The sequence below is a fragment of the Polynucleobacter sphagniphilus genome, from assembly GCF_001953355.1.
Lineage (GTDB): Bacteria > Pseudomonadota > Gammaproteobacteria > Burkholderiales > Burkholderiaceae > Polynucleobacter > Polynucleobacter sphagniphilus.
Genome location: NZ_MPIY01000003.1, coordinates 451,656 through 470,130 on the forward strand (window position 1 = coordinate 451,656; position 18,475 = coordinate 470,130).

Sequence of the window (18,475 nt, forward strand, 5' to 3'; positions counted from 1 at the left end):
CCGATTCAATGACTTTAGATTCAATTAATACTCCGGCCGAATTAAAAAAACTCACGCGTGAAGAGTTGCCAGCGCTAGCTGAAGAGTTACGTCAATTTATCCTCGATTCCGTTTCAAAAACCGGCGGACATCTTTCCTCCAATTTGGGTACGGTTGAATTGTCGATTGCCTTGCACTATGTTTTTGATACCCCCGATGATCGGATTGTTTGGGATGTGGGTCATCAAAGTTATCCCCACAAAATTTTGACCGGCCGTCGTGAAAAAATGGCCTCGTTGCGCCAGTTCAATGGCCTTTCTGGTTTTCCCCGCCGCTCTGAAAGTGAGTACGACGCTTTTGGTACAGGCCACTCTTCCACTAGCATCTCTGCGGCCATGGGAATGGCCCGCGCTTTTCAAACCAAAGGCGAAAAGCATGTAGCTGTTGCAGTGATTGGCGATAGTGCGATGACTGGTGGCATGGCATTTGAAGCGATGAATAATGCGGGCGTCTATGACGACTTGCCATTGGTGGTGATCTTAAATGACAACGATATGTCTATTTCGCCAGCAGTGGGGGCGCTCAATCGTCATCTGGCTAGACTGCTCAGTGGCAATATTTATTCCGCCACTAAAAAAGGTATTGATAGTGTTCTATCGATTGCACCACCATTGCGTGAGTTTGCAAAACGCTTAGAGGATCATGCTAAAGGTATGGTTTCTCCATCCACTATTTTTCAAGAATTTGGCTTTAATTATTTTGGGCCGATTGATGGTCATGATTTAGATGCCCTCATTCCGATGCTGCAGAACGTTCGTCGTTTGGCGATCGAAGGGCGTGGACCTCAGTTTTTGCATGTGGTTACCCGTAAGGGCCAAGGCTATGAATTAGCGGAAGCAGATCCGGTTTTGTATCATGGCCCGAGTAAGTTTGATCCCGAGGAGGGAGTGAAATCCAAGCCCTCAAGCAAAAAAACTTTTACCCAGGTATTTGGTGAATGGTTATGCGACATGGCGCAAGTAGACCCACTCTTGGTGGGTATTACTCCAGCAATGCGCGAAGGCTCTGGCCTGGTTGAATTTGAAAAAAGATTTCCTAAGCGTTATTACGACGTTGGCATTGCAGAGCAGCATGCAGTTACCTTCGCAGCAGGTATGGCATGCGAGGGAATGAAGCCGGTAGTGGCAATTTATTCCACTTTTTTGCAGCGTGCATATGATCAGCTGATTCATGATGTAGCGATTCAGGATTTACCAGTTTTGTTTGCCTTAGATCGTGCCGGTTTAGTTGGCGCAGATGGAGCGACACATGCCGGTGTATACGACATTGCTTTCTTGCGCTGTATTCCGAATATGTTGGTGATGACGCCTGCTGATGAAGCTGAGTGCCGTGATTTATTAACAACTGCATTTCATCAGCCACATCCGAGTGCAGTTCGTTACCCACGTGGTTCTGGTGTAGGCACGATGCCTTCGACAGAATTACGCACTATTCCACTTGGTAAAGGTGAGATCCGCAGAAAATCGAACGCACCACTTGGAAAGCGTGTGGCAATCATCGCTTTCGGAACTTTGCTTTACCCCGCATTAGAAGTGGCAGAGCAAATCGATGCCACTGTAGCCAATATGCGTTTCGTAAAACCACTTGACGTTGATCTTGTAAAGTCTTTGGCGAACGACCATGATTACCTGGTGACTCTGGAGGATGGTGCAATCGAAGGCGGTGCTGGAAGTGCTTGCTTAGAGGTGCTTGCCAAAGCGGGCATGACTAAGCCTCTGTTGCAATTGGGTATTCCTGATGAATTTGTTGAACACGGTGATTACAGCATTCTCATGGCGCAGTGTGGCTTAGATGCCATTGGCATTGCTAAATCCATCACAGAGCGATTTCCAGACCTTCTAAATGTAAAAACTGCGGTGCTGGGCAAATAAGTCTCATTTGCTGGAAAATAGATCTATGAACGATATCAATACGGCTTTTTTGCAAACTCATGCCATGCCTGACGTGCAGTCATCTCACGATGAGCGTGCCTTACCAATTGAGCAAGTAGGAATTCGTGGCTTACGCCATCCCTTAATGATTCGCACTAAAGCTGGTACTTTCCCAGCGGTAGGTAATTTTGAGATGGATGTCGCATTGCCTGCCAATGTCAAAGGCACGCACATGTCGCGTTTTGTTGCGCTCTTGCAAAAGCAAACAGAAGCTATTGATAGTGAGGTTGTAGTCAAGATGGTGCGTGAGATGTTGCCACTACTTAACGCAACTGAAGGCCGTATTCAATTCTCATATACACACTTTGTGAAAAAAGCCGCCCCCGTGTCAAGCGTTGAAAGCTTGATGGATTATGAGGTGACCTGGATTGCTAAGGGTAAGTTACTGGCGACAGGCAATGTAGATGTTGAGTTGAACTTACGCGCACTGGTACCGGTAATGAGTTTGTGTCCTTGTTCTAAAGAGATTTCTGAGTACGGTGCCCATAACCAACGCTCACACGTCACGATGTCGGTAGCGCTCGATTCGCAGACAAAAATGACTGTCGAAGATTTGGTGCAGGCCGCTGAAAGCCAAGCATCTAGTGAGCTCTGGGGCATGCTCAAGCGCCCTGATGAGAAGTGGGTTACTGAGCGCGCTTATGACAATCCGAAGTTTGTGGAAGACTTGGTGCGCGATGTGGCTGGCCAACTAAAAAAAGATGAGCGAATTCTATCCTTGGTGGTGGAGGCGGAAAACTTTGAATCCATCCACAACCACAGTGCATACGCAAAAATTAGTTTAAGCAAATAAGCAAATAAGCAAATAAGCAATTTAGCTTTTTGCTTAGGTCAGATTATTGCTGGCCAAATCCCAACGGGGTTTGATATCAAAAGCACCCGATTTACTCAGTCCCTTGCTGTCGGCAAGCATACGAAGTGCGCCTGCAAAAGCAATCATGACACCGTTGTCAGTGCATAGCTCTAAAGGTGGGTAGTGCACCTCGAAACCACCTTTTTTTGCTTTTTCATTCAAAGCGCTACGCAGTTGTTGATTGGCTCCTACGCCACCAGCTAGTACCAGGTGTTTACAGCCAGTTTGCTTGAGCGCTTTTTCAGACTTGCTCACCAGTACTGCCACCAGGGAATCAACAAAGCTTCTTGCAAGATCAGCATGAAATTGCGCCATTTGTTCGGGGCTTTTTAATTCACCTGCATCCCATTTTTTAACCTGATTTAACACTGCAGTCTTTAGTCCTGAGAACGAAAAATCTAAATCTTTGGAATGCAGCATCGGTTTTGGTAAATCAAAACGGCCTACCTGACCTTTTTCTGCCAGTTTGGAGATGGCAGCGCCACCTGGGTAGTCCAGGCCAAGTAATTTGGCGGTTTTATCAAAAGCTTCCCCGGCGGCGTCATCTAAGGTCTCCCCAAGGAGTTCGTAATGACCCACCTTGCTCACCAGCATCAGCTGGGTATGTCCACCGGATACCAGCAGGGCAATGAAGGGAAAAGACGGTGCAGAAGTGCCCAAAAGAGGTGAAAGGAGGTGTCCTTCGAGGTGATGAACTCCAATGGAGGGTAAATTGAGGCCTTGAGCGAGGGATTTGGCAAAGGCGCTGCCTACCAGAAGGGCGCCAGCAAGGCCAGGCCCTTGGGTAAAGGCCACGGCATCAATTTGCCCTAAGGTGAGCTTGGCTTGGGCTAAGGACTCGTCTAGGAGGGGTAAAACCCGCCTAATATGGTCTCTAGAGGCTAATTCTGGGACAACACCCCCATACTCTCGGTGCATGGCGATCTGGGAGTGCAAGCCTTGCCCTAGGATGCCTTTTGCGGCTAAATCGCCATTTTCCCAGGCAGCAGTGTCATATAGGGCCACGCCGGTCTCGTCACAAGAAGTTTCTATGCCTAAAACAATCATTTTTTACTTAGCCGTGCTAGAATCCGTGATTCAGATTAATTTTCGATAATTTTCGAGCATATACGAGTTAAACAAGTATGACTACAGTCCGCCTACGTGAGAACGAACCTTTTGAAGTGGCATTGCGCCGTTTCAAGCGCACCATTGAGAAAAATGGCCTTTTGACAGACTTGCGTGCCCGCGAGTTTTACGAGAAGCCAACGGCTGAGCGTAAGCGTAAAAAGGCTGCAGCTGCTAAGCGCCATTACAAGCGCATTCGCAGCCAAATGTTGCCTAAGAAGCTCTACTAATCAAATTTAAAGCGCTCTTCACCGAGCAGCTTTGAAGCCCGCTGACGGTGAAACGCAGCGGGTTTTTGCTTTCTAATCTACCGAATATTGACGATATCAGGGAATTCTTATGAGCCTTAAAGATCAAATTACTGAAGACATGAAAAGTGCCATGCGCGCCAAAGAAGTGGCCCGCTTGGGAACGATTCGTCTTTTATTGGCCGCGATTAAACAACGCGAAGTAGATGAGCGCATTGTGCTCGACGATGCCGCCGTGATTGCCACGATTGAAAAGATGATTAAGCAGCGCAAAGATTCTATTTCTCAGTTTGAAAAAGCACAGCGTGATGATCTGGTGGCAATTGAAGCTGCCGAGATGGAAGTATTGCAAGTCTATTTGCCGGCGCAATTATCAGATGCTGAAGTAGCGGCAGCCGTTACTGCCGCAGTTGCTGCAACGGGTGCAACTGGTCCGCAAGACATGGGTAAAGTAATTGGCGCCTTAAAAGCCCAGTTGGCTGGCAAAGCCGATATGGGTAAGGTATCTGGTTTGGTGAAGGCTGCACTTGCAAAATAAAGTCATCATCAATCCTTTTCGATAGCCGATACTGGCGTTTATGGCTCTCATCCCCCAATCTTTCATTGCCGATTTACTGAATCGGATCGACATCGTCGATGTGGTGGGGCAGCATGTCAAACTCAAAAAAGCGGGCGCGAACTATCAAGGTTTGTGCCCCTTTCATCAAGAAAAATCACCATCGTTTTCGGTTTCGCCTACCAAGCAGTTCTATCACTGCTTTGGTTGTGGCGCGCATGGCTCTGCTATCAGCTTCATGATGGAATATGCTGGCCTTGGCTATGTCGACACCATTGAAGAGTTAGCGCGCTCAGCCGGTCTAACTGTGCCGCGTGAAGAACGCACTGCAAATGATGTTGCTAGATTGCAGCAGACCATGGCCTTAAGTGAGGTAATGAGTTCTGCAGCCGATTGGTATCGACAACAATTAAAGCAAGCACCGCGGGCTGTAGAGTATCTAAAGGGTCGCGGCCTCACTGGCGAAATTGCCAAGCGTTATTCCCTAGGTTATGCGCCTGATGGTTGGCAGGGACTCGAAGCTGTCTTTGGCACCTATGCCAATGATGAGATTGCAAAGACCTTGCTCGAAGGCGGTTTGCTGATTCAGGGCGAGCAAACGGATAATCAACAGACTGCTCGTCGTTACGATCGTTTTCGTGATCGCATCATGTTCCCCATCCGTAATCCAAAGGGTCAAGTGATTGGTTTTGGTGGACGTATTCTGGATCAGGGCGAGCCGAAATATTTAAATTCACCTGAAACACCATTATTTTCTAAGGGCAATACGCTCTATGGCTTGTTTGAAGCAAGACAAGCGATTCGTGCGCAAGAGTATGTTTTGGTGTGCGAAGGCTATATGGACGTTGTGGCTCTGGCGCAACTGGGTTTCCCGAATGCAGTTGCTACTCTAGGTACGGCTTGCACTGCAAATCACGTTCGGATGTTATTGCGTCAAACCGATCGGATCGTATTTTCCTTTGATGGAGATGCGGCTGGGCAAAGGGCTGCACAGCGCGCGCTAGAGGCCTGCCTGCCATTAATGTCAGACGATAAAGAAATTCGCTTCTTATTTTTACCAACCGAGCACGATCCCGATAGTTATGTCCGCGCCTATGGTGCCCCTGCTTTTGAAAAAGTAATTAAAGAAGCAATGTCTTTATCCAGCTTCTTTTTTAAGATTGTGAGTCAAGAACATGAGCTCACTACACCAGAGGGTAGGGCGCATACCCACCATGCTGCCAAGCCATTACTTTTATCCATGCCTCCGATTGCATTGCGTACACAAATTCTGCGGGAGGTAGCGATTCGCACGAATTCCACTCCCGCTGAGTTGGAGTCATTTTGTGGGTTGACGGTGGCACCTGCTCCGGTACAGAGTAATGCGTATGTTAGTCATCCTCAACGCTCAAATACAAACCCCCATTTTGGCAATACCAATCGCACACCAGGTGCGCCATGGCAAAGTGCTAAAGGTGCTGCTAAGCGGGTTCAGCCAATAGCGCCACCTCAAGCACCAACCGATTTGGCTGAGCAACTATTGCGAGTCTTAATTCAGTTTCCACATCTAGGTAAAAGCTTGGATGCTAATAAACGTACGCTCGCATTAAAAGCTTCGAAGTTACGCTCAGAAAAGGCATTTGCCTTGATGCAAGATTTATTGGCGCAATGTGATTTAGTTGAGCTAATCCCGGGTGAGGCTGGTAAGCCACCCAGTGTTGGCGCCGGATCTTTTGCTTTATTTCAGGAGCAGCTATCACGTAGTGAATTTGCCCCCTTGTATGAAGTGCTGCGTAAGCGGGTGATGGGGTCGGATTTGGACCTTGAGGGTGCTATGGCTGATTTAGAGGGCAGCTTTAAAAAGCTGGAATTGACCGATCTCAAGCAGGAAATGACCGACATCACCCAAAAGATTTCTGGGGGGACTGCTACCGACCAAGATCGGGCGCGCTATCGTGAGTTAGGCGAAAGACTGAAATTTAACTAAGTATTTTCTGATTACCCTCTAGAAAATACTTAAATTGCCCCTTATTTAAGGTAAGGGCGGGGGTAAAAAAGTCGTAATCGACTATAATCCTCTATTCCCAGAAAAAAACCGATTTAATTCAGCCACTTGCGCTTTATTTTGATTAAATTTGGGGCAAGTGGATGATGTGACTGCCTGTAATGAGTCGACACCGATAACAGTAACGAAAATAAGCGCTTATAAATGCCAACTACCAAGACTAAAAAACCTGCAGCCAAGCCAGCAGCAAAAGCAAAGGCACCTGCAAAACCAGCGTCAAAAGCAAGCGCCAAAGCAAAAGCACCCGCCAAGCCAGCGCCAAAAGCGAAGACACTAGCTAAGCCAGCACCTAAAGCAAAGGCACCTGTAAAGCCGGTCAAGCCTGCAGCTAAACCTGTAGCTAAACCTGCGGCTAAGGCACCAGCCAAGCCAGTGAAGGCGGTTGCTAAGCCAGCACCTAAAGCAAAAGCACCTGCCAAGCCAGCCCCAAAAGCAAAAACTCCTGTAAAGCCGGTCAAGCCAGCAGCTAAACCTGCGGCTAAGGCACCAGTCAAGCCAGCAGCTAAAGCGCCTGCCAAGACGGTAGCGAAGCCAGCAGTTGTTACTAAAGTAGCCAAGCCCGCAGTCAAAGTTGAGGCGCCTACAAAAGGCAAAGCAGTTAAGGTGGAAGAGCCTAAGGTAGAGAAAGAAGTTAAAGGCAAAAAAACGCCGGTAACAGAAGAGCAGGTTGAAGTTGTTGAAGAAGTTAAAAAAGCACGCAAAACAAAAGCGGATGCTCCAGCCGAAGGTGCCGAGCCTGTCCTAACGGATCGTCAAAAGGCGCGTGAGCGTAAGGCTAAGGAAAAAGCCTTGTTAAAAGAATTTGCGGCACAGCAGTTGGGCTCTGAAGAGCAACAAGAGCTGCGTCGTACCCGCTTGAAGACTTTGATCAAGATGGGTAAATCCAAGGGTTACTTAACCCATGGTGAAATGAATGACGTGATGTCCGACGAGTTATCTGATGCGGATGCCTTGGATACATTGATCAGCCTCTTAAGCGATATCAACATTACCGTTTATGAGCAGGCGCCTGATGCTGAAACGCTGTTGCTCAACGAAAATGCATCAGCAGCCACTACAGAAGAAGAAGCCGAAGAAGAAGCCGAAGCTGCCTTATCAACAGTGGATTCAGAGTTTGGACGTACAACTGATCCGGTGCGTATGTATATGCGCGAAATGGGTACAGTTGACTTGCTGACTCGCGAAGGCGAGATCGTTATTGCTAAGAAGATTGAGGCAGGCCTCAAAGACATGGTGATGGCTTTGGCTGCATGTCCGGTCACTATTGCTGAAATGCTGGCTAACGTTGACAAAATTGCCAGTGGCGAAATGGAAATTGACCAGTTCGTTGATGGATTGGTTGATCCCAACGCAGAAGATATCAAGCTAGGACCTGAAGAGCCTGAAGAAGATCCAGATGCTGAAGAGGGCGAAGATGTTGGTGACGATGAAGGGGGCGGCGGTGGCGGCGGTGCTGCTACTGCAAATGCAAAGCAGCTTGAAGAGTTGAAGCAGATCTCTTTAGAGAAATTTGCCATTGTTCGTGCTCAAGCAGAAAAGATGCGTCGTGCGTTTGAAAAGGAGGGCTATAACTGCCCAGCTTGGATTAAAGCGCAAGAACTCATTCGTGCTGAATTGCTTGGTTTCCGTCTGACTGCTAAGAGTGTTGAGAAACTTTGCGACACCATGCGCTCGCAAGTAGATCAAGTATGGAAGTTGGAGCGCGGCATTGTGAGCCTCTTGGTCGATAAAGTGGGTGTCAATCGTGGTGAGGTCTTGAAAGACTTCCCTAAGATGTCAATGGATTTAATTTGGACAGACAAGTTACTGAAAGAGAACAAGCCATACAGCGCACTCTTGGAGCGCAATGTTCCGGCTATTCAAGAGTTGCAACAGAAGTTGATAGATATTCAGAAGAATGTAGTGATTCCACTTCCGGAATTAAAAGAAGTAAACAAGCAAATGATTGCTGGCGAGAAGCGTGCACGTGAAGCAAAACGTGAAATGACGGTTGCCAACTTGCGTTTGGTTATTTCGATTGCTAAGAAATACACTAACCGTGGCTTGCAATTCTTGGATCTGATTCAAGAGGGCAATATTGGTTTGATGAAGGCGGTAGATAAGTTTGAGTACCGTCGTGGTTACAAGTTCTCTACCTATGCAACTTGGTGGATTCGTCAGGCAATTACGCGCTCGATCGCTGACCAAGCCCGTACGATCCGTATTCCAGTGCATATGATTGAGACCATCAATAAGATGAATCGTATTAGCCGTCAAATCTTGCAAGAAACTGGTCATGAACCAGATGCGGCAACCTTGGCTCTCAAGATGGAAATTCCTGAAGACAAGATCCGCAAGATTATGAAGATTGCTAAAGAGCCAATTTCGATGGAAACACCGATTGGTGACGATGCCGATTCGAATTTGGGCGACTTTATTGAAGATAACAATACATTAGCCCCAGCTGAAGCTGCATTGCATGATTCTATGCGCGATGTAGTGAAGGATGTTTTGGATTCATTAACACCACGTGAAGCAAAAGTATTGCGTATGCGTTTTGGTGTTGAGATGAGCACAGACCACACCCTCGAAGAAGTGGGTAAGCAGTTTGATGTGACACGTGAACGTATTCGCCAAATTGAAGCAAAGGCCTTGCGTAAAATGCGTCATCCAAGCCGCAGCGACAAACTCAAGACCTTCCTGGAAGAGGATTGAGTCAAAGACTAACGGGCCTATAGCTCAGTTGGTTAGAGCAGAGGCCTCATAAGAAAGAAGCCCTAGGGGTCTTGTAGCAAAGACCTCAATAGATTCAAGAGGTTAGTGGTGAATTTGGTGGTTAAAATTCACTACACACCGACTACACACCGGGGCATTTTTCATGGTGTGTAGTAAATGCGGTTTTAGTGTGGTTTTGAAGTAAAAACACCAGCAGTAAGGTGTGTAGTAAAAACAGTTTTAGGGCCCATAGCTCAGTTGGTTAGAGCAGAGGACTCATAGCGAAAGTTGTGCCTTATGCGTGGAAACTGCATAAGGGATGGTGTCAAATTCGGAGAAAGCTAAATGTAGCCAAAAGCTGCACAAGCTAACGCCGAGCCAAGCTTCAGCGTGAAAGTGCTGTTGAAGGTGTAGAGACTAGACGGCACCCATCTAAGTCGAGCAATCGATATGATGAAGGCATAGTCCAGGGAGTAGTGAAAGCTACACAAACCGGAATCCTTTGGTCCCAGGTTCAAGTCCTGGTGGGCCCACCAGAAATGAAAATACCAACCTTCGGGTTGGTATTTTTTTTGACTAAATGATTCAAAAGTTAGATTATTGATTCAAAAGTGTTATATTTCGTATCAATTGACAATAATTCTGTTTCAAAAATGAGGTAAAGCGTGACGGCATCATTTCCCCACTTATCTGAAGTATTGAAAATATTAGACGGAGCGCTTAAGTCTAACGCAAGCATGTCTACAAATTATGCCGGGCTTTTGGCTGATAAATTAGAGCAAGATGGTCAGCGTGAGCAAGCGATGCGAATTCGGGAGCGTCTGGCGAGGGCTCCTAATGCGATAGCGCACACTCAAGATGCTTCTCGCTTGAGTAATAGCTTGCCAGTGGATTCTGAAAGTAGACTTTATACGGTTGATGTAAGTAAGCCAGCAAAAGGTGCTGTTTTATTAAAGCTATCTTCTGGAACAATGAATAGAATTTCTGAGTTCTTGGAATCAGTTATCCATTACGATAAATTGCAGGCTCTTGATGCTGCCATGCCCTTGAGATTAATGCTTTATGGGCCCCCTGGAACAGGAAAAACCCAGACAATCAAATGGATTGCCGGAGAGTTGTCTTTGCCGCTTATAACTGTTAGATGCGACACATTGATTGGTAGTCTACTGGGTCAAACTAGTAAAAATTTAAGAAGAGTTTTTGAATACGCCAGCGAAACGCCTTGCGTTCTCTTTTTGGATGAGTTTGATGCTTTGGCTAATGCTCGAGGCAATGAGAGGGACATAGGCGAACTACAAAGGGTAGTTATTTCGTTGCTGCAAAACATTGATGCCCTTGAAAAAAATATTGTGTTGGTAGCTGCTTCTAATCATGAGCAGCTATTGGACCGTGCAATATGGAGAAGGTTTCCATTTCAAGTGCCATTATTTTTACCCGATTTAGCATTAAGAACTGATTTATGGAAATTGATGCTTGGCGACGTAGAGATTAAAGGTTTGGATTTAAATGAGTTGGCAAAGAAATCGGAAGGACTTTCCGGGGCGCTGATAGAGCAAGTTGCAATTGATGCAAGGAGGCACGCAATACTAGGCGGAACTCAGGGTATTGATCCTACTGAAATATATAGACGTTTAGGTATCGCATTAGCCCTAAACTTGGGAAAAAACTTGAATGACGTAAAAGATGAAATTCAGTGGCTAAGAAAATGGGATGCAAAAATATTCTCAATTAGAGAGCTGTCACGTTTATATAAGATTTCAACTAGGCAAATAACTCATTTAATAGAAGATAAACATGGCTAGAAGAACGCCGACTTACTCCGCTCAATCTAAGCTTTCTAACCCCTTGGCGCATGTGGGATTTCAGCCATCAGATTTATCTGGCATTGAAGTTAAAGGTGGTGGCGTAAAGGAATTGGTTGAAGTAACCGCTGACCTAAGAAGAGTCTTGCAGAATGAGGTTACGAAGGCTAGCGAAGAAATTTCTATTGAAATGTCAGAGTATCCAGAAATACCAAGCGTCTTAGTTATGTCTCTTCGGGATGTAGCAATTGCAAAATCTCATCGACCATTAACCCTTGCGCATGAGGCTGGCATGCCTTCAGCAGGTCATGGGTATGTTAATGAAATGTTGGTTGCAGCTAATCAAGTCACTATTGAACACCTCAATGAAGTAATTCAAAATCGGAACACTAAGTCCATTCGTGCAAATTTGAGTGCAATTGAGCATTTTGAAACCTGGGGTGTTCAACGAAGATTACCTAAGCAATTTCGAGGGAAAGATATCTCCCTGGTTTACGAAGATTTTTTAGATTTAAAGAGAAGGTTAATAGTTAAATTATTTAACCATCAATCATCAAATACTACGCAAATGGTTGTTGAGCGAACTAGTCAGTTGCTATTTGATTTAAATGTCCATCATCATCAACTATCCCAAAGGGTGGGGCCGCCTCTGTTTGTATTGGAGTTTAATGACAAACTAACTGAGGAAATATTTTTAAAAATTGTTCGATTTCAGGGTATTAAAGGGGTTATGCCTGAGCCTTATATTTGGCCAAGCAATAATTCTGAGGTAATGCCCGCCAGCAACGCTCCAAGAATAATTGGTCCCGGAAATGAGTCTCCTGTAGTGGCAGTATGTGACACGGGGGTTGTGCCGGGGGAAGGTGTTTTGACCCCATGGATTAGCAGTAGAGATACTTATGTATTGCCTCCAGACACTAACTATGTGCATGGAACTCAAGTAAGCTCATTGGTGGTTGACGGTTTCGGGTTAAATCTTGAGCATGCATTATTTCCACAGACTTCATGTTTTGTTCATGATGTTTGCTTGCTGGAGATTCATAATGCAAAAGTTACAGATTTGATTGTTCGTTTAAGAGAGGCTATTCCAAAAGCGCCACATGTAAAAATTTGGAATTTATCGCTCGGTGGAGATCCAATTGCAGATGATGAATTTAGTGAGTTTGCAAAAGAGTTGGACTCTCTTAGTGATGCTTACAACATTCTTTTTGTTGTGGCCTCTGGAAACTATTCGGGTCAGCCAAGAAGAAGTTGGCCAACCGATGGCAGTATTTTGACCGACAGAATATCGATACCAGGAGATTCAGTTAGAGCCCTTACTGTTGGGGCTATTACCCATTTGAGTAGTGATGATGCTTTGGTTGGAATTGGTATGCCGGCGCCATATTCTAGACGTGGTCCTGGGCCTGTATTCACACCAAAACCAGATATTGTTCATATCGGCGGAAACATCAATGCTGACTTATCCTCGACCAATATTGGTGTGAATGTTCTTAATCCGAATGGGGAATTTGGGCATGGTTGCGGAACAAGTTTTGCGGCGCCAATTGCTTCTTCCATGGCCGCACATGCATGGAAAAATTTAGAAGCATCTTCACATTCACATTCGTTGAATGTCACCCCTTCTATGATTAAAGCGCTAATGATTCATAGTGCCCAACTTGCCTCTCCAGATCGATCGCCTATTGAGAGGCGCTATTTCGGCGCTGGTATACCCAAAGATATTACAAGTGTTCTATACGATTCTGATTCTAGCTTCACTATGTTATTTGAGTTAGACATTGTGGATGCAACAAAATGGCGTAAGTCGCCATTTCCAATACCTGCAGCGTTAATGGAAAACGGAAAGCTGAAGGGCGAAGTTATTATCACTGCTGTATATGCTCCTCCGCTTGATTCATCTGCAGGCTCTGAATATGTACGTGTTAATGTGGACATTGGGTTTGGAACCTTATCTCCCGACGAGGAGGGGCGGCTTCAGTTTAAAGGCCAGGTTCCTATGGAGGGAGAAATTGGAACAACTGGATATGAAGATGCCCAGGTTGAATACGGAGGAAAGTGGTCCCCAGTCAAAATTTATAGAAAAAAGTTTTCTCAAGGTAAAACTGGAAATATCTGGGCACTTCAAGCCTCGTTAGTCAGAAGGGCATTCGAACCGCAATTAGCCCAACCTTTGAGGGTGGTGATATTGGTTACCCTTAGGGCTCTCGATGGTAATTCAAATGTATATGAAGATGGAAGGCGTGCATTGGCTGCTACCAATTGGATTTCACAAGACCTAGTTAATCGGATTCAAGTTCCGGTTTGATTTTCTTTTGTATCAAAATTGAAATTGTCAGTTACTAGACGTTACTTCAAGTAACGCTCGCCCCAGTTCGTAAGACTTCATCTACCATTAACGAACTCGATTTGAATTGATTGTTTAGTCAAAAAACACCTCAATCTCTATAAGCTCTCCTTATAGGCTATCGATATTGATAGCTCCATATATACGGGAGAAGCAAATGAATCAAAGCAATCTAGTAGCTAATCAAGTGATCTCTTTTGACACTTTAAAAACGTCAGCATATGCCAGTGCCAAGATTAACCTTGGTGATGAATTAAACATGGACGACTTGGGTGCGTTGTTCGCTGTAAATGACTATTTCCAGCAAAGATTGGGGCATTCAGTGTTTTCTAGCATTGAAATGGCAGCTATTGGCGATGCACTAGAAGAGCACGGGATTATGTATTTGGAGGCGCAATGAGTGCTTGCATAGATCAGACGTTACTTCAAGTAACGCCGCGATTACCAAGAGAACACCATGAGATTCCAAGAATTGCCATTAATCAGTCAGTCTGCTTTGGGCGTATTGACCAGGTAATTTTCCCAATACCGGTTGTCCTAAGCCGCCATCAGAAACTAAAGTACATATATGTCAATTAAAAGAAAAGATACCCATCAACTGATACACCGTAATTTAACTCTCTATCAGCGTGAGCGTAGTGCCGTATGGCAATGTCGCTATAAGGTGGACAACAAGTGGATACGCTCTACTACAAAAGAAACTAACTACGACTTGGCTGTTAATAGGGCTAAAGAGCTATTAGTAGAAGCAGAAATACGTAAGCGCTCTGGTATTCCAGTGGTTACCAAACGTTTTAAAGATATCGCCATGCTGGCAATTGATAGGATGGAGCGAGACTTAAAAGGCGGCTTAGGTAAGTCAATCTACAAAGATTACATCCGTATTATTAAGGAGCATTTCATCCCCAGTCTTGGGCAAAGGCTTATTACCAATATTGATTACGATGCCCTTCAGCAGTACTACGATGACCGAGAAGCTAAGTATGGATTGGCGCTATCAAATAGCAATCGTAAAACCCAAAACGCAGCATTTAATCGAGTTTTTGATGAAGCCATTGTTAGAGGTTACTTAACCGAAAGTAATCGTCCCAAGTTAGATGGCAAGACTAAAGAGAGCGTTCGCCGCCCAGCATTTGAGTTGCATGAGCTTAGGGCGTTATTAAAGCAATTGGGACCATACATAGAATCAGGTAGAACTCGGGATGTGCGCGAGCGTCGTGAGATCCTTAGAGACTATGTAGAGATGTTGGTTGATACGGGAGCAAGACCGGGCATTGAGCTCTTAGATATGAAATGGAAGCAAATCCGCTTCATGATGAACCCCATCAGTACTGTCACAGATCAATTGGACGAAGATGGTGAAGTTATTGAAGTGCATAGCCTAAACCGTAGTTGCGAGATGACGGTTAAAGGTAAAACAGGTCAAAGACAGATTATTGGACGATTGCCTAGTGTCAGAGTCTTGGAGCGGATTGCCTTGCGAAACTATGGGGTGGCTAGCTCAATTAAAGATCCTTTGGCTGAGCTAATTAAACCCACCAATGATGACTACATCTTTAGGACCAAAGAAGGTAGAGATTTAAGTGATGTACTTAATCATATGTTCGATGGCTTCTTGGCTGACCATGGCTTGCTCATAGATCCCAAGACCAATCAAAAGCGAGTATTCTATAGCTTGCGTCATACCTATGCCACGTTAGCACTTACTCACGATATGGTGCCTATACATACACTAGCTAAGCAGATGGGTACGAGTGTCTTAATGATTGAGCGGCACTACAGCCACTTGCAAGTAATACAAGCTATTGAGCAATTACGAGGCGCCAATACTAGAAAGCTTATAGAAGCAGATAGTAAAGCGGCTGATAACTATCCTAGTAAAAAGCGGGCTGAGAGGGAGCTGCGGGCTGCTTGAAGCGCAAAGGCTATTTAAAGTAGCACTTATCTATCCAAAGCCTTCTGCAAATAGAGATCATCAGCCCTTCGAGTTGGTAGCCACTGTTTATAGTCGCTAGGCACATTTGCTAGCTGACGCTATTTGTTGTTGCCAATTGCTGCTGCCCCGTTTTAATCTTCTGCCTAGCTCGCTCAGCTTTGACAGCCTCTTGATCTCGCTTGACACGATCCCGCATGGATTTAAGTCTTGCTTGCTCGGGGCTTAAGGGTTTTATCGGAGCGATTTCATCGAATCTCATAGTTAACCAATCTGTAGTGGTTGATGGGGAACGTTATTAGCGCCAAAGATGGCTTGAAACAACCTGTAAGCCTGGGCTTGATTTTGGGCGTAGAGAATAGTTTCTACCCACATCCCTGCCGCATTGACTGTCGCTTTATATCTTTTCATATAGCTATTTAGCTTTTCTTATCTATTGATACAAGCGTTACTTCAAGTGACGCTTGTTGTGCTAACTATTTTTTATTGAAGTTCAATTTCAGTGCGCCACTGGCATTTTCAATAACCCGATCTAAACTCCCGGCTTCAGTCTCAGACTTAAGAAGCTCTAATGCCTCTATTAAATCGTTCATATTCTTTACCGAAATAGAGTTTTTGCCTGGAATAAGCTCAATACGTTTGCTGCCATAAAAGACGGATAGACATAAGGTGCCATCTGCAGCCATAAACCACCAAGGTTTAATGCGTTTAGGGCGTTCAATACTCTTGTAGTTACCTTCAAGGTCTTTAATAGTAACTCTGCGCTTTATAACAAAATGGGTATGTTCCATTTGGCTCTTGGCTAACTGGATCTGTTCCCAAAGCTTGTTGCTTAATTTATTGCGTCTTTGCTGGATTGCGGGCATAGATCTAGGCCTTATAGCGTCTACAAAGTTCAGTTTATTTAATGTATTTGGTGTATCCACGGTGTTCTCCTATCAAAAGTGGGGTACACACGCAATGTATGGCTGATCATGGCTTTAGGGCGACTTCTATTTGACGACCCTTAGAAAACAGAGCATTTTGGATAGAAAAAATATGGTATTTCTTATCAAGAGATAAATATTTTTGTGAGTCGCTCGGTTGCAACTAGAGTAGGTTGCAAAGAAGAAAAAGAAGTTACTGCGTAGTTGAGTTAGTAACTACGTAACTCCAGTAGCAAATGGCAAACTCTGACCAGTAAACCAAAGCAACTAGAAAAGAAACTTCCCTCTCTTGAGGGAAGTAACTAACTCGCAGTAACGGATCTTTTGAGATCTCTTCTTTCGCAACTAACTCGAACTACGCGACTTGCAACTTAACTCATCTAAAAGGAGATAAAAATGAGAGAAATTGCAGTTAGATTGTTTGTTAATGACAAGTACATGGGTTCGTATGGAAAGGGCGTTTTTAATCGCGCTACCTATAACGGCTCTATTGAGTTACACAATCCCAATCAAAAGTATTTAGTTGATTTTTATGACTACGCTCATTGGGAATTTAGAGCTAAATCAGATGACCAAATGAAGGTGCTCAAATACCTAGAGCAAACCGATTTGCCAAAAGCGCCTAATTTGCTCATGTCTTGGATCTTGCATTACGATCCCATGACTAAAACTAAAACGAGGGTGCCAGGCTTTTGTGCGTATTTACAAGATAGCAATGAATTGCACTTGCATATTGATGATTCTGAGCGCTCTGTAGGAGAGGAGTGGGATTTACAGGTTAGGCAATGTAAAAACGCTGGCGCCAAGTTGCCCGTACTTCTAGCTACTAATGTAGCGTTAGAAAACTGGCAGTAATTAGCCCTAAATCAAAGTAGTGCGTATTTCAGGCCAGCGTGACCACCCATTTCAGGCAAATGACCGGTCATTTCAGAGTGAGCGTGACCACCTGTTTCAGAATCAGCGTGACCGCTTTTGCACCTTCCTCTGAAATGCGTTTTGCCTAAATATTAGGCAAAGATAAGTGGGGATTTTAGTATTCGAGGGTAATTTGATGAACCCGATATGGTTGAGCTTTTTAGGCTCCCCATGTCCAGTAAAGCAATTACCATGCGAAAAATTAAAGAAGTTTTGCGGCTGCGTTTTGAATGTGGCCTGTCCTTAAACGCGATTGCCAGAGCCTTAGAGTTATCCAAGGGTGCTGTCGCCAAGTACGATGCCCTAGCCAGAGCGGCGCAATTAGACTGGGCATCCATTGAACCTTTGACTGAAGAGCAGCTAGCAAAGCGTTTGCTGCCACCGCAGGCAATGGTGCCGGGCCAAAACCAATTTGCCCCGATTGACTTTATCTTGGTCAACCAAGAGATGAAGAAAAAAGGCCTCACCTTGCAACTACTCTGGGGTGAGTACTGCGAAGCTGCCACGCAAAAGCCGTATGGCTATACCAGTTTTTGCATCCACTACGCCGCCTTTGCAAAAACCCTCAAGCCCTCGATGCGGCAAATCCACAAGGCCGGTGAAAAATGCTTTGTCGATTATGCTGGTCCCACCATCCCCATCATTGATGTCCTGACTGGCGAAATTACTAGAGCCCAGATCTTTGTTGCCGTTCTGGGTGCTTCAAGTTATACCTTTGCATTAGCAACGAGAGCGCAAAAGACCGAAGATTGGCTATTGGGCCAGCGCAAAGCCTTTGAGTATTTTGGTGGGGTAACGCAGGTCATCGTTCCCGATAATCCGAGAAGCCTAGTTGCCAACCCCGATCGCTATGAACCGCAAGTGGGCAGATCGTACGCCGAGTTCGCCGCTCATTACGGCTGTGCCGTAATCCCGGCCCGGCCGCGCAAACCGCAAGATAAGAGCAAGGTCGAAGTGGGCGTACAAGTAGTCGAGCGCTGGATCTTAGCCAGATTGCGCCACCAGCAGTTCTTTAGCTTGGCTGATCTCAATATTGCCATTGCCCATTTACTGGAAGAGCTCAACTACCCCGCCCCTTCA

At 45.3% G+C, this 18,475-nt stretch carries 17 protein-coding genes; 12 read left to right on the top strand and 5 right to left on the bottom strand.

Going from position 1 to position 18,475, the window contains the following annotated elements:
- Positions 1-8: 8 nt before the first annotated feature.
- Positions 9-1,910, top strand: coding sequence for a 1-deoxy-D-xylulose-5-phosphate synthase (gene dxs / locus BOQ04_RS05895; protein ID WP_076023812.1), 1,902 nt, complete (start codon positions 9-11; stop codon positions 1,908-1,910).
- 25 nt (positions 1,911-1,935) lie between these two features.
- Positions 1,936-2,763 carry a GTP cyclohydrolase FolE2 gene (gene folE2 / locus BOQ04_RS05900; RefSeq protein ID WP_076023813.1) on the top strand — a complete coding sequence of 276 codons (828 nt, stop codon included), beginning with the start codon at positions 1,936-1,938 and terminating at the stop codon, positions 2,761-2,763.
- A 33-nt stretch (positions 2,764-2,796) separates the two neighbouring features.
- Here folE2 and tsaD read toward each other — a convergent pair whose 3' ends face one another.
- On the bottom strand, positions 2,797-3,870 hold the full coding sequence (gene tsaD, locus BOQ04_RS05905; RefSeq protein ID WP_076023814.1) for a tRNA (adenosine(37)-N6)-threonylcarbamoyltransferase complex transferase subunit TsaD: 1,074 nt from the start codon (positions 3,868-3,870) through the stop codon (positions 2,797-2,799).
- 77 nt (positions 3,871-3,947) lie between these two features.
- Here tsaD and rpsU point away from each other — a divergent pair, with 77 nt between their 5' ends.
- From rpsU to dnaG, 3 genes are all read left to right on the top strand, one after another.
- Complete coding sequence (rpsU, locus tag BOQ04_RS05910) at positions 3,948-4,160, top strand: 30S ribosomal protein S21 (RefSeq protein ID WP_011903537.1); 213 nt, start codon at positions 3,948-3,950, stop codon at positions 4,158-4,160.
- 109 nt (positions 4,161-4,269) lie between these two features.
- Complete coding sequence (locus tag BOQ04_RS05915) at positions 4,270-4,716, top strand: GatB/YqeY domain-containing protein (RefSeq protein ID WP_076023815.1); 447 nt, start codon at positions 4,270-4,272, stop codon at positions 4,714-4,716.
- A gap of 40 nt (positions 4,717-4,756) precedes the next feature.
- Positions 4,757-6,700 carry a DNA primase gene (dnaG, locus tag BOQ04_RS05920; RefSeq protein ID WP_076023816.1) on the top strand — a complete coding sequence of 648 codons (1,944 nt, stop codon included), beginning with the start codon at positions 4,757-4,759 and terminating at the stop codon, positions 6,698-6,700.
- Positions 6,701-6,813: 113 nt separating this feature from the next.
- On the opposite strand, the gene BOQ04_RS10925 is transcribed toward dnaG, so the two are convergent.
- Entirely contained in the window at positions 6,814-7,419 is a 606-nt protein-coding gene (locus tag BOQ04_RS10925; protein WP_233126662.1) for a hypothetical protein, read from the bottom strand.
- Between BOQ04_RS10925 and rpoD the strand changes: the two genes are divergently transcribed.
- From rpoD to BOQ04_RS05950, 5 genes are all read left to right on the top strand, one after another.
- Positions 7,382-9,472, top strand: coding sequence for an RNA polymerase sigma factor RpoD (gene rpoD, locus BOQ04_RS05925; RefSeq protein WP_233126664.1), 2,091 nt, complete (start codon positions 7,382-7,384; stop codon positions 9,470-9,472). The two genes, BOQ04_RS10925 and rpoD, sit on opposite strands and share 38 nt — an antisense overlap.
- Before the next feature lie 665 nt (positions 9,473-10,137).
- Positions 10,138-11,274 carry an anti-phage ATPase IteA gene (gene iteA, locus BOQ04_RS05930; protein WP_076023818.1) on the top strand — a complete coding sequence of 379 codons (1,137 nt, stop codon included), beginning with the start codon at positions 10,138-10,140 and terminating at the stop codon, positions 11,272-11,274.
- Positions 11,267-13,582 carry a S8 family anti-phage peptidase IteS gene (gene iteS, locus BOQ04_RS05935; RefSeq protein WP_076023819.1) on the top strand — a complete coding sequence of 772 codons (2,316 nt, stop codon included), beginning with the start codon at positions 11,267-11,269 and terminating at the stop codon, positions 13,580-13,582. Before iteA ends, iteS begins: the two co-directional genes overlap by 8 nt.
- A 196-nt stretch (positions 13,583-13,778) precedes the next feature.
- The gene (locus BOQ04_RS05940; RefSeq protein ID WP_076023820.1) at positions 13,779-14,021 is read left to right on the top strand and encodes a hypothetical protein; all 243 of its coding nucleotides are present in this window, start codon (positions 13,779-13,781) and stop codon (positions 14,019-14,021) included.
- Between the two features lie 168 nt (positions 14,022-14,189).
- Entirely contained in the window at positions 14,190-15,536 is a 1,347-nt protein-coding gene (locus BOQ04_RS05950; RefSeq protein ID WP_076023822.1) for a tyrosine-type recombinase/integrase, read from the top strand.
- Between the two features lie 109 nt (positions 15,537-15,645).
- Here BOQ04_RS05950 and BOQ04_RS10810 read toward each other — a convergent pair whose 3' ends face one another.
- From BOQ04_RS10810 to BOQ04_RS05955, 3 genes are all read right to left on the bottom strand, one after another.
- Complete coding sequence (locus BOQ04_RS10810; RefSeq protein WP_198929288.1) at positions 15,646-15,816, bottom strand: hypothetical protein; 171 nt, start codon at positions 15,814-15,816, stop codon at positions 15,646-15,648.
- A 2-nt stretch (positions 15,817-15,818) separates the two neighbouring features.
- Complete coding sequence (locus BOQ04_RS10815; protein WP_167345994.1) at positions 15,819-15,965, bottom strand: hypothetical protein; 147 nt, start codon at positions 15,963-15,965, stop codon at positions 15,819-15,821.
- 65 nt (positions 15,966-16,030) lie between these two features.
- The gene (locus tag BOQ04_RS05955) at positions 16,031-16,480 is read right to left on the bottom strand and encodes a DUF6641 family protein (RefSeq protein ID WP_143742154.1); all 450 of its coding nucleotides are present in this window, start codon (positions 16,478-16,480) and stop codon (positions 16,031-16,033) included.
- Between the two features lie 396 nt (positions 16,481-16,876).
- Here BOQ04_RS05955 and BOQ04_RS10930 point away from each other — a divergent pair, with 396 nt between their 5' ends.
- Both BOQ04_RS10930 and istA read left to right on the top strand, forming a co-directional pair.
- The gene (locus BOQ04_RS10930; protein WP_233126666.1) at positions 16,877-17,335 is read left to right on the top strand and encodes a hypothetical protein; all 459 of its coding nucleotides are present in this window, start codon (positions 16,877-16,879) and stop codon (positions 17,333-17,335) included.
- A gap of 252 nt (positions 17,336-17,587) precedes the next feature.
- Positions 17,588-18,475, top strand: an 888-nt coding sequence (istA, locus tag BOQ04_RS05965; protein WP_158025479.1) for an IS21 family transposase, incomplete at its 3' end; no start/stop codon positions are given.

Excerpts from the sequence above, each read along its gene's own strand:
- BOQ04_RS05950 (WP_076023822.1), top strand. The coding sequence starts at position 14,190 with ATGTCAATTAAAAGAAAAGATACCCATCAACTGATACACCGTAATTTA.
- folE2 (WP_076023813.1), top strand. The coding sequence starts at position 1,936 with ATGAACGATATCAATACGGCTTTTTTGCAAACTCATGCCATGCCTGAC.
- BOQ04_RS10815 (WP_167345994.1), bottom strand. The coding sequence starts at position 15,965 with ATGAAAAGATATAAAGCGACAGTCAATGCGGCAGGGATGTGGGTAGAA.
- tsaD (WP_076023814.1), bottom strand. The coding sequence starts at position 3,870 with ATGATTGTTTTAGGCATAGAAACTTCTTGTGACGAGACCGGCGTGGCC.
- iteS (WP_076023819.1), top strand. The coding sequence starts at position 11,267 with ATGGCTAGAAGAACGCCGACTTACTCCGCTCAATCTAAGCTTTCTAAC.
- dnaG (WP_076023816.1), top strand. The coding sequence starts at position 4,757 with ATGGCTCTCATCCCCCAATCTTTCATTGCCGATTTACTGAATCGGATC.
- BOQ04_RS05915 (WP_076023815.1), top strand. The coding sequence starts at position 4,270 with ATGAGCCTTAAAGATCAAATTACTGAAGACATGAAAAGTGCCATGCGC.
- BOQ04_RS10810 (WP_198929288.1), bottom strand. The coding sequence starts at position 15,816 with ATGAGATTCGATGAAATCGCTCCGATAAAACCCTTAAGCCCCGAGCAA.
- BOQ04_RS10930 (WP_233126666.1), top strand. The coding sequence starts at position 16,877 with ATGAGAGAAATTGCAGTTAGATTGTTTGTTAATGACAAGTACATGGGT.
- BOQ04_RS05940 (WP_076023820.1), top strand. The coding sequence starts at position 13,779 with ATGAATCAAAGCAATCTAGTAGCTAATCAAGTGATCTCTTTTGACACT.
- dxs (WP_076023812.1), top strand. The coding sequence starts at position 9 with ATGACTTTAGATTCAATTAATACTCCGGCCGAATTAAAAAAACTCACG.
- rpsU (WP_011903537.1), top strand. The coding sequence starts at position 3,948 with ATGACTACAGTCCGCCTACGTGAGAACGAACCTTTTGAAGTGGCATTG.